The following is a 14,306-nucleotide window of genomic DNA, read 5'->3' as shown; positions in this document are numbered from 1 at the left end:
TGGTTTTGGTTTCTTGGCAAAGGCCGTGGGCTGAATGCGCCCGGACCATAGCGCCGGTTCCACCATTGCGAAAGCCGGAGTCACGGAGAGGCTCGCCTCTTCGATCCTACCGCCAGTTTTCTCTTAGCATTCATAAATTGGCCTGACCACCTTGCCACTTGACCATTTATCCAAAATAGGTAATTGATGGCGGCCAACGAGATGCCGTCGCGCTGAAAAGAGCGGCATTAAAAGTCCGAGGACGTGGCATCCCGATAACGGGGATGAGAGGGGAGTGCCGGTCGAATGCCATTGAAGGCGATCGAAACAGAAAGACTCTATCAGCAGGTGGCACGGCAGATTGCCGACCTGATTCGCTCAGGTGAATGGAAGGTTGGTGAACGCCTGCCGCCCGAACGAGATCTCTCTGTCACGCTGGGAGTCAGCCGTCCCACGGTCCGCGAGGCCATGGTCGCGCTGGAGCTCGCGCAACTGGTCGAAGTGCGGTCCGGTGCCGGCATCTACATCCGAGACTCTTCTTCGAGTATTGTCGCCAGCCTTCAAAATGGTATCGACACGGGGCCTAGCCCCTTTGATCTGATCGCAGCACGCCGGGTGATAGAAGGTGAGATCGCGGCGATCGCAGCATCCCAGATTACCAAGCCGGAGCTTAATGGTATCGCCGATGCGATCCGTAAGATGGAAACAGATATCGAAGCCGGACAGCAGGAAATCTCAAGCCACGAAGACGGTGATCTGATGTTTCATGTGCGGCTCGCCGAGGCGACCCGCAACACGGTTCTCGCCTCCCTTGTGGAGCCGCTGTGGGAAGGGATGCGCAAACCCATGTTCGCGGCGATCAGCCGGCGCGTCAGCCTGCCTGACAACGCGCGCCGTGCCGCGAAGGAGCATTGGGCGATACACGCCAACTTGACTCAAGGCGATGCAGAAGGAGCGCGAGCGGCCATGCATGCGCATCTGGATACGGTACGCCGCATGCTGTTGAAGGATTAAATGATGCTTGCCGAGCAAACTGACGGCAGACCCCTGTTACACCAGGATCGTTTGTTTCCGAGCGATCCGTCGCAGCGGGCCGTTGCGCGCCGGATTTATGCCGAGATCAAGGATCTGCCGATTGTCAGTCCGCATGGCCATACCGATCCGCGCTGGTTTGCGGATGACGAAGCTTTCGAAAACCCTGCTCAGCTTTTCGTTACGCCCGATCACTATGTTTTCCGCATGCTCTACAGCCAAGGCATTTCACTCGAGAGTCTTGGGGTTCCACGGCGTGACGGCGGCTCGGTCGAGAGCGATCCGCGTAAGGTCTGGCGCCTGCTGGCAGAGAACTATTATCTGCTTCGCGGCACGCCTTCGCGGCTATGGCTGGACCATGCTCTGTCCGAGGTTTTCGGGATCCACGAACGCCTTGGACCGGACACTGCGGACCCTATTTACGACCGGCTGCAGGAGAGTTTGAACAAACCGGAGTATCGGCCGCGTGCACTCTTTGACCGCTTCAAGATTGAAGTTCTGACGACCACCGAATCCCCGCTGGATCCGCTTTCTTCTCACGCCAAGGTGCGGGACAGCGACTGGAATGGCCGCATGATCACCGCCTACAGGCCGGATCCTGTGGTGGATCCGGATTTCGAGGGTTTCGCGGGCAACGTCGAACAGCTCGGCGAGCTTTGCGGTGAGAAGATCACTGATTGGTTCGGCTATCTCTCCGCACTTCAACAGCGCCGGTATTTCTTTGCCGAGATGGGAGCCACCTCGACCGATCACGGACATCCAACCGCCGCGACTGCCGATCTGGATCCTGTCACCTGTCAGACTCTGTTGGATCAGGCCTTGTCCGGACGTATCACCGCCGAGGGGGCAGAGCAGTTCCGGGCGCAGATGTTGAGCGAAATGGCGCGCATGAGTCTGGACGATGGTCTGGTAATGCAGATTCATCCGGGATCCTTCCGCAACCATAATCGGCAGGTCCTTGAAGATTTTGGCCGCGACATGGGGGCTGATATTCCCAGCCGTACCGACTATGTCCGCGGGTTGCAGCCATTGCTGTCGCGCTACGGGAACGAAGCCCACTTGAATGTCATTCTCTTTACGCTCGACGAGACCAGCTACAGCCGTGAACTCGCACCGCTGGCGGGTCATTATCCGGTCCTGAAGCTGGGGCCGGCCTGGTGGTTCTACGATAGTCCGGAAGGCATGTTGCGGTATCGCCGTTCTGTGACCGAAACCGCCGGCTTTTACAACACGGTCGGTTTTAACGATGACACACGTGCCTTCCTGTCGATCCCGGCGCGTCACGACGTCGCTCGCCGGATCGACTGCGCCTATCTGGCTGAGTTGGTCTGTGACCATCGGCTTGATGAAGACGAGGCCTTGGAGGTCGCCGCAGACCTCGCTTACCGCCTCGTGAAAAAAGCTTATCGCTTGTAACGCCTGCTTCGAAGTGCGGCGAACGGCTTTGCTGTGACGTAACGAACAAAACATGGGAGTGGAATATGCTGAAAAGAATTCTGTCGGCTTCGGCGGCCTTGGCCATACAGGCCTTTGCCTGATGGCCGCTGCCTACCTGTTGGCAGTGAAGCGCGATGACCCGCAAGGTGTCTTTCCAGGAATCACTTCGGCCTTATCCAGCTTTATCGCAGCCGTACCGGGTCTGATCACGGCAATGGTTCTGCTCGTGATCGGCACGGCGGCGGCCTTCGGTTGGGTGCTTGCCTTCAATCAGGTTCCGGCGCAGCTTTTTGAATTACTGCGCAGCCTGTCCGACAATCCATTGGTTCTGCTGCTGATCATCAATGTGATCCTGCTGTTCCTGGGCACCTTCATGGACATGTCGCCATTGATTGTGATTACCACGCCAATCTTCCTGCCGGTCGTGACGTCACTGGGTATGGACCCGGTGCAATTTGGGATCGTGCTGATGATCAACCTTGGTCTGGGGCTGGTTACCCCACCGGTCGGTTCGGTTCTTTTCGTGGGCTGCGCGGTCGCCAAGATTCCTATCGAACAAACTCTAAAGTCCATCTGGCCATTTTACATCGCCTTGCTGGTGGCTTTGCTATTGGTCACCTATGTTCCAGCCTTTTCCATGACCTTGCCGAGCCTGTTCCTATCATGACCCGCTTATCTGCCATCACACGCACCGAACTGCCGTCTTCGGTAGCGCGTCCTTCCTTTGACCGCAGTACCACCGGCGTCGGGATCATTCATTTGGGAATCGGTGCTTTTCACCGGGCCCATGAGGCAGTCTATACCGACGACGTTCTGACACATTCCGGAGGAGACTGGGCCATCTGCGGCGTAAGCCTGCGCCAGCGAACGGTGCAGGATCAAATGGACCCACAGGACGGGCTCTATTGTGTCGTCGAGCGCGATGGCGACGGTGACCGTTGCCGTGTCATTGACGCGGTGACCGAAACGCTCTTTGCGCCCGACGATCCACCGGCGCTGGTGGCGCGGATGGCCGCTCCCGCGACGAAGATTGTGTCTCTGACGGTTACGGAGAAGGGCTATTGTCATGATCCGGCCAGTGGAAAGCTCAATCTCGAAGATCCCGGTATCGTCCGGGATCTGAATAATCCGGACCGGCCCTCGACCGCTATCGGGTTTCTCGCGGCAGCCTTGAACATCCGCCGGTTGGCCGGGGAGAAGCCCTTCACCGTCATGACCTGCGACAACCTTCCCCACAATGGCCGCATGCTCGCAAGTCTGGTTGCCGCCTATGCCGCCGAACTTGAATCTGCGTTTTCCGACTGGATCCGTTCCGAGGTGGCCTTTCCCTGTACCATGGTTGACCGTATCGTTCCGGCAACGACCGATGAAGAACTGGATGCGCTTGCGCAGCGGCTCGGGATGCGCGACGAAGCCGCAGTGATCTGCGAGCCTTTTCGGCAATGGGTGATTGAGGATAACTTCGCCATGGGCCGTCCGGCGTGGGAAGAGGCCGGCGCGCAGATGGTCAAAGACGTCGGGCCTTTTGAGGACATGAAACTCCGTCTTCTCAACGGCAGTCATTCCATGCTGGCATACCTGGGTTTTCTGGCTGGCTATGAAACCATTGCTGAAACCATGGCGGAACCCGCCTTCGAGAGGCTGGTGCGGCGCTATATGAATGATGAAGCGACACCAAGCCTTTCCTTGCCGCCGGGTGTCGATCTCGACAGCTATAAGGACCAGTTGGTCGCGCGTTTCAAGAATCCTGCGTTGAAACACCGGACATGGCAGATCGCCATGGACGGATCGCAGAAGTTGCCGCAGCGGCTGCTCTCTGTGGTGCGGTCGCGGCTTGAACAGGGCGGTTCTTTCGAACTTGCGGCACTCGCTGTCGCAGGCTGGATGCGCTACGTGACTGGCGAGGATGAAAAAGGCCGGATCATTGATGTCCGTGACCCGCTTGCCGACCGGTTGGGGGCTATTAGTAGAGAAGCTAAAGGAGATCTGAGCCGAATGGCCGCCTCCTATCTTGCCGTCGGCGAAGTCTTCGGCGACGACTTGCCTGAAGCCGATGACTTCCGGGTCGCGGTTTTTGCGGCGCTCTCCGGCCTTTATTCTTCTGGGGCAAAACGGAGTGTCCAGGAAGCCGTGACGCTCTGACTGCCGATAGTCACCAGGAAAGGTGACAAAGTAGCGTCGCTCGGCTATCCCATGATCGAAGAAAATCAAATTTGATTGAGGGAGTGCCGCGCCGATGAGCCGCTATACCAGCACGAGTCAGGTTGTCCGCAAACCCGCTGTGGTCAGCAAGAGCGGCATCGTCGCTGCCCAGAACCGTTTGGCTGCCGAGCAGGGTGCCAAGGTGTTGGCAAGAGGCGGAAATGCGATCGATGCGGCGGTCACCACGGCTTTCGCGTTGGCAGCATCCGAGCCCTGGATGAGTGGGCTCGGCGGTGGCGGATCCATGTTGATTTACCTGGCCAAGGAAGACCGGGTCAGGGTGATCGACTTCGGTATGATCGCGCCGGCAGCCCTCGATCCTGCCGATTATCCCCTGAGTGGTGGCGTTGCTTCGGATCTCTTTCCCTGGCCTGCGGTGGTGGAAGACCGCAATCTTCTCGGCGCTAAGTCGATTGCCATACCCGGCGCAGTCGATGGCTTGGGTAAGGCCTTAGAAGCCTACGGCACAATTGCTTGGCGAGACGCAATCCAACCGGCGATCGATCTTGCAGAATCCGGTTTGTCGATCGACTGGTTTTCTGCATTGGTTATCGCGTCGTCTGCGCGCGACCTTAGCCGTTTCCCGTCTTCGGCAGGCGTCTACCTTGATAGCGGTTTTCCGCCGTCGCCGACCTGGCACGCCGTTGGCCGTGCACCGACCCGAGAATTGACGGGTTTGGCAGGCACACTTAAACGCCTCGCCGAACATGGCCCGCGCGAATTTTACGAAGGCGCTTTGGCCAAGGGCATTGCCAAGGATGTTCAAGACGCGGGGGGGTATCTTTCCGAGGCCGATCTTGCGGGTTACCAGGCCAGAGATCTTGAGCCCCTAGTCCAGGATTATCGAGGCGCAAAGGTGTACGTGCCACCGGAGCTCAACGGCGGCCCGACAATGCTCAAAGCATTCGCAGAGATATCCGAGCATAACTTCGATCAAGAAGGGCCGGACGCGAACACCTATGTGGCCTATGCCGAGGCTCTGCTGAAAGTCTATGAGGAACGCTTGGCGACCTTGGGCGATGCCGACGAAGCTCGCGGTGATTCCTGCACCACGCATCTTTCTGCTGTCGATGCCGAAGGAAACATGGTGACATTGACCACGACCCTGCTGTCGATCTTCGGCTCCAAACTGGTGCTGCCTGCGAGCGGTATTCTGATGAACAACGGCATCATGTGGTTCGACCCTCGGTCCGGTCACCCGAATTCTCTGAGGCCGTCCAAACGCTGCCTCGCAAACTACAGCCCGACGATCCTTCAGGACGACTGGGGCAGGGTGGCACTTGGGGCCTCAGGCGGTCGCAAAATCTTTCCGGCGATCTTCCAAATCCTGTCCTACATCAAGGACTATGGAATGACGTTGGATGAGGCTATGCATCAAGCCCGGATCGACGTGAGCGGCACCGAGCGGGTTGTGATTGATGCGGCGCTTCCTCAGGCAGTGCGCTCTGGTTTGGCGCGTCGTTTCGACACCGCGGAGACTTCGCGCGAGGTGTTCCCGCTAGCCTTTGCCTGTCCCTCGGCGGTTTTACGCCGGGGCGATGAAAATCAGGGTTCCTCGGAAGTAATGCATCCCTGGAGCGACGCGGTCTCGGCGGAAAGCTGTACGCAGGCGGACTCTCCGGTGACCGGCTAAGAAAGACAATAAGATGACATCTCTCAACGATCTGGAGACACCGGCGCTCGTCCTGGACCGCGGTGTGCTGGCAAGGAACTGCGACCGCATGGCCGCGCGCATGAATGAGGCGGGCGTCAAGTTGCGGCCGCATCTGAAAACTGCGAAGTCTGCGAAGGTGGCGGAGACTGCGACCCACGGCCACTTCGGCGGCGTGACGGTTTCCACACTGGCCGAGGCGCGCTATTTCCATGAGCGCGGAATCAGCGATCTAACCTATGCCGTGGGACTCGCGGCCGGTAAGCTCGATGCTGTTGCTACTCTGCAGGCAGGCGGTGCGCAAGTGACCTTGCTGACGGACAGCCCAGAGACCCTGAAGGCTGCCGGGCAAAAGGCAGCGGCGTTGCAGACAGACTTCCGTTTTCTTATTGAGGTGGATACCGGTGGTCTGCGCGGAGGTGTGCTACCCGATTCTGAGGTCTTGATCGAACTTGGCAAATACCTGCATGACACACCTGGCCTGAGCCTCGCCGGGGTTCTAACCCATGCCGGCCATTCCTATCACTGCCGTGGTCAGGCTGAGATCGAACAGGTTGCCGAAGCGGAGCGCGCAGGAGTTGTTCTCGCAGCGCAGCGCCTGCGAGCTGCAGGTTTGCCTTGTGACACCGTTTCGGCCGGGTCGACCCCGACTGCGATCTGCGCCAGGTCGTTCGAAGGCGTGACTGAGATGCGCCCGGGCGTCTATACCTTCTTCGATCTCGATCAGATGGCTCTGGGCGTGTGTGCACTGGAGGACATCGCCTTGAGTGTTGTTGCGACGGTCATTGGTCACAATCATGCGGCACAGCGCATCCTTATCGATGCCGGCGGGCTCGCCCTCTCCAAGGATCTCAGCGCGAGTGAGTTTCTGGAGCATGCCGGATACGGTCTCATCTGCCCGCTGGAGTCCACGCAGCCGCTTGCAGGACTCTACGTTGAATCGGTTCATCAGGAGCATGGATTGATCGCAGTTGCTAAGGGTGAGCCGCCCTACGATACACTTCCGGTCGGGTCGCGTGTGCGCATCCTGCCCAACCACGCCTGTATGACAGCGGCGGCGTACAACAGCTATCATGTCGTGGACGGCGGACAAGATGTCGTAGATGCCTGGGATCGGATCAACGGCTGGTATTAGATAGTCGTTCTCGGGCCAAGAACGGGTTTAAGTCCGGCACACCGGGTTGATAAAGGGAGATCGAAATGTCGCAGGAAAATGGCGGTATCTATGAACAGGGCCTGGGTCAGAACGCAGCGAACTACGAGCCGCTTTCCCCACTCTCCTTTCTCAAGCGCACAGCCTCGGTCTATCCCAACCGCCTGGCCGTCATTCACGGCGATATCAGGCGGAGCTGGGCGGAAACTTACATCCGATGTCTGCGTCTCGCATCGGCTTTACGAAAACGGGGGATCGGTGCTGGCGACACGGTTTCGATCATGGCTCCGAATGTGCCGGAAATCATGGAAGCCCACTTCGGCGTGCCCATGGCCGGCGCGGTCCTGAACGCACTCAATACCCGGCTTGATGCCGAGACCGTCGCATTTACGCTTAAACACGCCGAGACCAAGGTGCTGATCACAGACCGTGAGTTCTCGGGTGTTATGTCTGAAGCGCTGAGCCAGCTTGAGGAAAAGCCACTGGTCATCGATATCGACGATCCGCTGGCGGAAAGCGGCGGTTTGATCGGCGAAAAGGATTATGAAGCCCTCCTGGCAGAGGGCGACCCTGCCGATGCCTGGGCGCCGCCGAGTGACGAATGGACAGCCATTTCACTGAATTACACTTCCGGCACCACTGGTGACCCGAAGGGGGTGGTCTATCATCATCGCGGCGCGTACCTGAATGCGATGGGCAACGTATTGACCTGGTCGCTGGATCAGCATCCGGTCTACCTCTGGACCCTGCCCATGTTTCACTGCAACGGCTGGTGCTTTCCCTGGACCATAACCGCCATGGCCGGCACCCATGTTTGCCTGCGCCGGGTGGAGGCCAAGGCAATGTACGACGCCATCGCGGATCATGGTGTGACCCATCTGTGCGGTGCGCCAATCGTCATGGGGATGCTGATCGCCGCGACAGAGGAACAACGCCGTCCATTGCCGGGCAAGGTCAAGATGATGACTGCCGCGTCGGCGCCGCCCGCGGCCGTTTTGGAACGGATGGAAAAGCAGGGCTTCGAGATCACCCATGTCTACGGCCTGACGGAAGTTTACGGTCCGGTAACTGTCTGCGCCTGGCATGACGAATGGGACGATCTTGATATGGAGGAACAGGCCCGCCTGAAGTCGCGTCAGGGAGTGACCTATCCGGTCCTCGAAGGCCTGATGGTCGCGGATGCCGACAGCCTCGATCCGGTGCCTTGGGACGGCGAGACCATGGGCGAGGTCTTCATGCGCGGCAATGTCGTCATGAAGGGTTATCTGAAGAACCCCAAGTCGACCGAGGCCTCCTTCAAGGGAGGTTGGTTCCATACCGGCGATCTGGGGGTCATGCACCCGGACGGCTATATCGAGCTGAAGGACCGCTCAAAGGACATCATTATTTCGGGCGGCGAGAACATTTCGACCATCGAGGTCGAAGGGGTGCTCTACAAGCATCCGGCCGTCGCCGAAGCAGCCATTGTGGCACGGCCCGACGAGAAGTGGGGCGAAACGCCTTGTGCCTTCGTCTCCCTTCAGCCCGGCGCCGTGGTCAGCGAAGCCGAAATCATCAGCTTCTGCCGGGATAACTTGGCGCACTACAAGTGCCCCAAAACGGTTATTTTCACCGAGTTGCCCAAAACCTCCACCGGCAAGATTCAGAAGTTCGTACTGCGGGAGCAGGCCAGAGCGCTGGGTTAAGAACTCGGGTTGGCCAGCGACCTATTCGTCAGGCGCACCGCGACGCAGTTTTTTGATTGAGGCACGCTTAGTCTTGGCATCCAGACGCCGTTGTTTCGAGGCGCGGGTGGGCCGCGTTGGCCTGCGGTAGGTGGGACGTTCGCAGGCCTGCTTGAGAAGCTCGACAAGCCGATCGACGGCATCCTCGCGATTTCTTTCCTGAGTCCGGAAGCGCGCTGCCGTAAAGACCAAAACCCCCTCTTTGGTCAAGCGCTTGCCGGCAAGCTGCTCCGCGCGCTCGCGGACATAGGCGGGCAGGGACGGCGAGTTCCTCAGATCGAACCGCAACTGCACGGCCGTTGACACCTTGTTGACGTTCTGACCGCCGGGTCCGGACGCGCGCACAAAGGTCTCTTCTATTTCACGCGGATCGAGACGGATTCGATCAGTAATCTCAATCATCTTCTCATCCTTGAGATGTCAGCTTCAACTTAGCTGTCAAGGAATTGATGCAAAAGCAAAATCAGTGGATCACTTTTTACGGCTAAGGAGGACGACGCGACTCTGAAGCACTTTGTCGTCTCCATCAAGCGGCGCCGGAACAGAGTTCAAGTGATCTAACGCTTTGAGACCTTCCCTTTGAAGCATCTTCAAAAGAGCCGACAGTAGTCGTGATGGCTGGCCGGCTTTAAACTTGCGTGCCGAGTTGTACCGGGAGAAGTGTAATCAGGTTCAAGGGGTTGATCGGTGCCCTTAAAGAACAGTCCGGATAAATCCGGAACAGCTCGCAGCCTGTCGAAGCCGATCGGCGAACTCATAAACAAATAACCGGGGGGAGAGATTGGGAATGACGTCGGGAACCGAGGATCTTAGAAATCCGGACTATATGCCGCCTTTGGCAAAAGCGATTCCGCTTGGCATTCAGCATGTACTCGCGATGTTTGCCGGCAATGTCACTGTGCCGATTATCATTGCAGGCGCAGCCGGTTTGGCAGGCGCCGATAAGGTGCTGCTGATCCAGGTTGCCATGCTGGCAGCCGGTATCGCGACCTTAATCCAGACGGTTGGGATCGGGCCGATCGGTGCCCGGCTGCCAATCGTGCAGGGTACGAGCTTTGCCTTTATTCCCGTTATGATCCCGATCGCAAAAGGAGTCGGTGGCGTCGCTGCCTTGCCCGTGATCTTCGGTGCGACCCTGATCGGTGGCATTTTCCATTTTCTCATCGGCACTGTGATCGGGCGTTTTCGCGGAGCACTTCCTCCACTGGTGACCGGCCTGGTTGTGATGACAATCGGTCTGGCGCTCATTCCCGTTGGGATCGAATACATCGGTGGCGGTAAGGCCGCAAAGTTTGCGAGCAAAGACTTCGGCGCCTGGTATCACTTGGTGTTGGGGGCGCTGACCATGGTCGTGATTCTCTGCGTCAAGTTTATGACCAAAGGCTTTACTTCTGCGGCGGCGATTCTTGTCGGTTTGGTCGTCGGTTATCTGGTTGCCATTCCCATGGGCATGGTGAACTTCGTCAATGTTGGAAATGCAGCGTGGATTTCCGTTCCCATGCCGTTGAACTATGGAATCGATTTCCAGGTGGCGGCAATCGTCGGCATGTGCCTGATGGCGATCGTTTCCGCGATCGAAACGGTCGGCGATATTTCCGGTATCACCAAAGGCGGCGCGGGCCGGGAAGCGACTGATCGTGAGATCAGCGGCGGGACCATGGCCGACGGCCTGGGCACGGCCCTTGGCGGTCTGCTCGGGGCAATGCCGAACACCTCCTACAGCCAAAATGTCGGCCTGATCAGCCTGACCGGCGTGATGAGCCGTCACGTCGCGACTATCGGCGCTGTCGCATTGATTGTCGCGTCCCTGTTTCCGAAGATCGGTGCTGTGATTTCGGCCATGCCGAATGCCGTCCTTGGAGGTGCTGCCGTCGTCATGTTCGGCATGATCGCGAGTGCCGGTTTGCGACTGCTGGGTGAGGTTAACATGAACCGTCGCAACATGGTGATCATCGCGGTCTCGCTGGGTGTTGGACTGGGCCTGCAGAATGGCCTGAACAAAGGCCTGCTGGCGGTGTTGCCCGATTGGCTGGAGATGCTGATGACGACCGGGCTCTTCCCAGTGGCATTCATCTCAATCGTGTTGAACCTGATCCTGCCACACGAAGAAGAGGTCTAATGGCTCTGGAGCCGGCGGAGTCAGGAGGAGACACATCCTCTCCGCCGTTTCCGATCGGTGGCGCAAGCGGGAGTTTACGATCATGATCCTGGCACGGGACTTTCACTATTTTCGCGCTGCCTATCTTGAAGGATCGTTCCGTAAAGCGGCCGAAGCGGTCTCCGTATCGCCATCCTCGGTCAATCGCCTGGTTGTCAGGCTAGAGTCGCGCATGGGGATTGAACTCTTCAGGCGGACTGCCGGCGGATTGATCCCGACGGAGGCAGCCGAACAGCTGTTCGAACTGCTATGCCGGACCAGTGAGGGCTTTGACGAGATTTTAAACGATCATGGGCCGACGAACTTTGCGGCACGACGTGACTACACTGTCATCGGGACACAGTCGCTGGTTCGAGAAGTGATCGTTCCGGGCTTGCGGTCTGACGCTTCGTCTGCATCGGAGCGCCCCTGCGAACGCGATAACAGCGTGTCGGTGAAAGCGCGTCAGGATTTGAGTGATTGTTTCCAGGGTGCCGTCTGCGAGGCCGACATCGTTATCGGCTTTGATCTGGAACTGACGGTTATGTCGTCCATGGAGATCGTGTTCGAGCGTGAACTGTCCGTCGGTGCCGTCATGCATCCGGCTCATCCTTTGGCGGCTTGCCGCCCGCTTACGCTGAAAAGCTGCGTGGCTCATCCTTTTATCCTGCCCGACGAAACCTGGCCTTTGCACCATCACCTGGAACGGGAAATCGCCGCAGCAGAAGGTGTCCCGGCCGCAGCATCGTCTTCCAACGCGATCGAGTATTTGAGGGACGAAGTACTGCACGGCGGCAAGATCGGGTTTCAGACTTTGGTTGGATTAATGGCCGATATCGAAGCAGGAAACCTTCTGTACCGGCCAATCAGTATCGGGCGCCCCTGTTCGCGGTCGAATGATTTCGTGCGTGCGCGGGACGAAGTCCTGTTGACCCAGCGGATCGGCATCGCGGCGCGGCGTGATCGGCGCAATCGAGTTCAAAAGACGGCTATTGAGAAGCTGTCGGCAAGGATTGAGGAACTGTCGAGAATGGATATGGCGTTGCGGAATGCCGGTTCTCATTGTGTTGCCGTACAGCCGGTCCATGACCTGCGGTCGGTTGACCAAAGGTTTTAGATTCCTTTCCTCGCCGTCGAAATATACTGCGCGACACCATCCGCCGCATCACGTTCGGCTGCTTTGCTGAGGCTGTGAAGGCATTTTCGATAGGTGAGAGAAACCTTGTCAGGGCCAATCGCAACTTCGTCCCTGGGATGGGGTATCTCCTCGGGTTGCTGGCTTTCCACGATATCGATGTCTTCGTTGAGAATGCGGTGTTGCATCTCGACATGGGGCGCATCCGGGCCGTCATGATCTCGGTTGCGGCAGGTAAACCAAAATGACCGGCAATGCTTCGAATCAATGGGTGACGCCCAGAGCCAGAGCACGGACCTTTCTCCATTTTGCAGCGCAAGTTCGAGCGTCACGCCGAACGGTAGGGTGATGGTGTAATCCGTGTAAGCCAGGGGAGACATTCTGCCTGTTGAGTCCGCTGCACTCCGGGCGCCACTCGCCGGAACGTAACGGAACCGGAGCCGGGCTTCGGGCTCGAAGTCGATCACCGGTTTTTCGAAAGCCGTCTCCTGCGCATTGCCAAGCGTTTCAGGGTGCACGAAGGGAAAGTGTGCAAGATCAGTAAAGTTCTCAAGCCGTCTGGCAGCATGAGTCTTCCAACTGTAGGGCGGCCCCATGACGCACTTGAAGGCGGGGTCATCCCAGACAGGATGTGCCGGGATTTGCGTGTCGGCTTCATTTTTGAGCCGAACCCAAACGAGATCATAGGCAATACGGCAATCATATCGCGTTGCCCGGGCGCGCTGTGGGATTGGCCCGTCGGGTAACGCCGGGATCTCGATGCAGACACCGTCGTCGGATCGATAGCGCCAGCCATGATAGGGGCATTGAATGATATCGTCCTTAATCCAACCTAGGGACAGCTTGGCCGACCGGTGCGGGCAGCGGTTTTCGAATGCTGCAGCCCCGTCCGACGTCTTGGCGATCGCAAGCGGCCTGCCCAGTAATGTGGCTTCGAGAATGGGGCCGCGGCCTCGATCGGCAGACTCAAGTTCATCCAGCGTACAGACCGGGTGCCAAAAATACTCCCAGGTTCCGTCGTCGAGAAAGCTGTCTTCGGACATCATAGCGCTCCCATCTTGTTGAGACTTGGGAGACTAAAGCAGAGATGGCCCTTGACCGAGCGCAGACATTGCAACACCTGTTGCGAAAATTGCACGGCAGGAAATGTGGCAAGTGAGTGCCTGTGGCCGGTCCTCAGAGTTTTTGGGCGATCGTTCGTCCAAACTGTGTCAGATGAGCTTCAATAATCCGCGTGGCACGTTCCACATCGCGGGCGCGGGCTGCGTGGAGCAGGGCGAGATGTTCGGCGCAGTCGGCGTCCGAAGTGTTCAAAACGGTGCGTTCAAAGCAAAGGTACCGTTCTGCCTCCCTGATTTTTTGTTCGACACGCTCCAACAGAAATGGGTCTGCAGCAGCGTAAAGCGCGAGATGATAGGCGACATGCGCTTTCTGGCGGTCTTCTTCGAAAGACTCCTTCAACGCAAGGAGCGCGGCTTCAGCAGCGGTAATCTGATCTTGCGTCAATTTGGGAAAAGATTCGCGGACAGCCTTGATTTCTAGCGCCGCACGGGACTCGAACAGCGTCACGGCTTCCTTCGCGGTCAGCGGAGAAATTACGACACCGCGATCCGAATCCATGTCGACCCACCCTTTAATTGCCAGCAGCTTGAAAGCTTCGCAGACGAAACTAGCTTCGACTCGATAGGTCTCTGCGACTTCCTCGCCTTTGATCGTCTCGTCGGGAGGTAACGTTCCCATGATGATCGAGTCGCGTAAGGCCTCGGCAAGCCAAAGCGCCGTTGGAGAAGTTGTCGAAATCACAGGTTGTGTCATAGAGCGATCATTGAAGGGCGTTTTGGCTAAAGTCAACTTGA

At 58.0% G+C, this 14,306-nt stretch carries 12 protein-coding genes; 9 read left to right on the top strand and 3 right to left on the bottom strand.

Going from position 1 to position 14,306, the window contains the following annotated elements; genetic code table 11:
• Nucleotides 1–285 precede the first annotated feature (285 nt).
• The 7 genes from QMZ18_RS28750 (at nucleotide 286) to QMZ18_RS28720 (ending at nucleotide 9,139) form a co-directional block, all read left to right on the top strand.
• A complete protein-coding gene (locus QMZ18_RS28750) occupies nucleotides 286–993 on the top strand; it encodes a FadR/GntR family transcriptional regulator (protein ID WP_282609843.1) in 708 nt (235 codons plus the stop codon).
• The gene (gene uxaC / locus QMZ18_RS28745) at nucleotides 994–2,427 is read left to right on the top strand and encodes a glucuronate isomerase (RefSeq protein ID WP_282609842.1); all 1,434 of its coding nucleotides are present in this window, start codon (nucleotides 994–996) and stop codon (nucleotides 2,425–2,427) included.
• Nucleotides 2,428–2,479: 52 nt separating this feature from the next.
• A complete protein-coding gene (locus QMZ18_RS28740) occupies nucleotides 2,480–3,115 on the top strand; it encodes a TRAP transporter large permease subunit (protein WP_322097382.1) in 636 nt (211 codons plus the stop codon).
• Nucleotides 3,112–4,590, top strand: a complete 1,479-nt coding sequence (locus QMZ18_RS28735) for a mannitol dehydrogenase family protein (protein WP_282609841.1) — start codon at nucleotides 3,112–3,114, stop codon at nucleotides 4,588–4,590. The genes QMZ18_RS28740 and QMZ18_RS28735 overlap by 4 nt, the downstream gene beginning before the upstream one ends.
• Nucleotides 4,591–4,684: 94 nt before the next feature.
• The gene (locus QMZ18_RS28730; RefSeq protein ID WP_282609840.1) at nucleotides 4,685–6,283 is read left to right on the top strand and encodes a gamma-glutamyltransferase; all 1,599 of its coding nucleotides are present in this window, start codon (nucleotides 4,685–4,687) and stop codon (nucleotides 6,281–6,283) included.
• Nucleotides 6,284–6,296: 13 nt separating this feature from the next.
• The gene (locus QMZ18_RS28725) at nucleotides 6,297–7,436 is read left to right on the top strand and encodes an alanine racemase (protein ID WP_282609839.1); all 1,140 of its coding nucleotides are present in this window, start codon (nucleotides 6,297–6,299) and stop codon (nucleotides 7,434–7,436) included.
• Between the two features lie 65 nt (nucleotides 7,437–7,501).
• Entirely contained in the window at nucleotides 7,502–9,139 is a 1,638-nt protein-coding gene (locus QMZ18_RS28720) for an acyl-CoA synthetase (RefSeq protein WP_282609838.1), read from the top strand.
• Nucleotides 9,140–9,160: 21 nt separating this feature from the next.
• Here the strand turns inward: QMZ18_RS28720 and arfB are convergent, their stop codons facing one another.
• Entirely contained in the window at nucleotides 9,161–9,580 is a 420-nt protein-coding gene (arfB, locus tag QMZ18_RS28715; protein ID WP_282609837.1) for an alternative ribosome rescue aminoacyl-tRNA hydrolase ArfB, read from the bottom strand.
• Nucleotides 9,581–9,965: 385 nt separating this feature from the next.
• Between arfB and QMZ18_RS28710 the strand changes: the two genes are divergently transcribed.
• Both QMZ18_RS28710 and QMZ18_RS28705 read left to right on the top strand, forming a co-directional pair.
• Nucleotides 9,966–11,297 (top strand): uracil-xanthine permease family protein, encoded by a 1,332-nt coding sequence (locus QMZ18_RS28710; protein WP_282609836.1) that lies wholly within the window; start codon nucleotides 9,966–9,968, stop codon nucleotides 11,295–11,297.
• Nucleotides 11,298–11,379: 82 nt separating this feature from the next.
• On the top strand, nucleotides 11,380–12,432 hold the full coding sequence (locus QMZ18_RS28705) for a LysR family transcriptional regulator (protein ID WP_282609835.1): 1,053 nt from the start codon (nucleotides 11,380–11,382) through the stop codon (nucleotides 12,430–12,432).
• On the opposite strand, the gene QMZ18_RS28700 is transcribed toward QMZ18_RS28705, so the two are convergent.
• A complete protein-coding gene (locus QMZ18_RS28700; protein WP_282609834.1) occupies nucleotides 12,429–13,493 on the bottom strand; it encodes an aromatic ring-hydroxylating dioxygenase subunit alpha in 1,065 nt (354 codons plus the stop codon). The genes QMZ18_RS28705 and QMZ18_RS28700 overlap by 4 nt on opposite strands.
• A 133-nt stretch (nucleotides 13,494–13,626) precedes the next feature.
• Nucleotides 13,627–14,265 carry a GntR family transcriptional regulator gene (locus tag QMZ18_RS28695; RefSeq protein ID WP_282609833.1) on the bottom strand — a complete coding sequence of 213 codons (639 nt, stop codon included), beginning with the start codon at nucleotides 14,263–14,265 and terminating at the stop codon, nucleotides 13,627–13,629.
• Nucleotides 14,266–14,306: the final 41 nt, after the last annotated feature.

The sequence above is a fragment of the Pelagibius sp. Alg239-R121 genome, assembly GCF_947331435.1.
Lineage (GTDB): Bacteria > Pseudomonadota > Alphaproteobacteria > Kiloniellales > Kiloniellaceae > Denitrobaculum.
The sequence above is the reverse complement of the archived record's forward strand: the minus strand, read 5'-3'. Positions and strand labels throughout refer to the sequence as shown.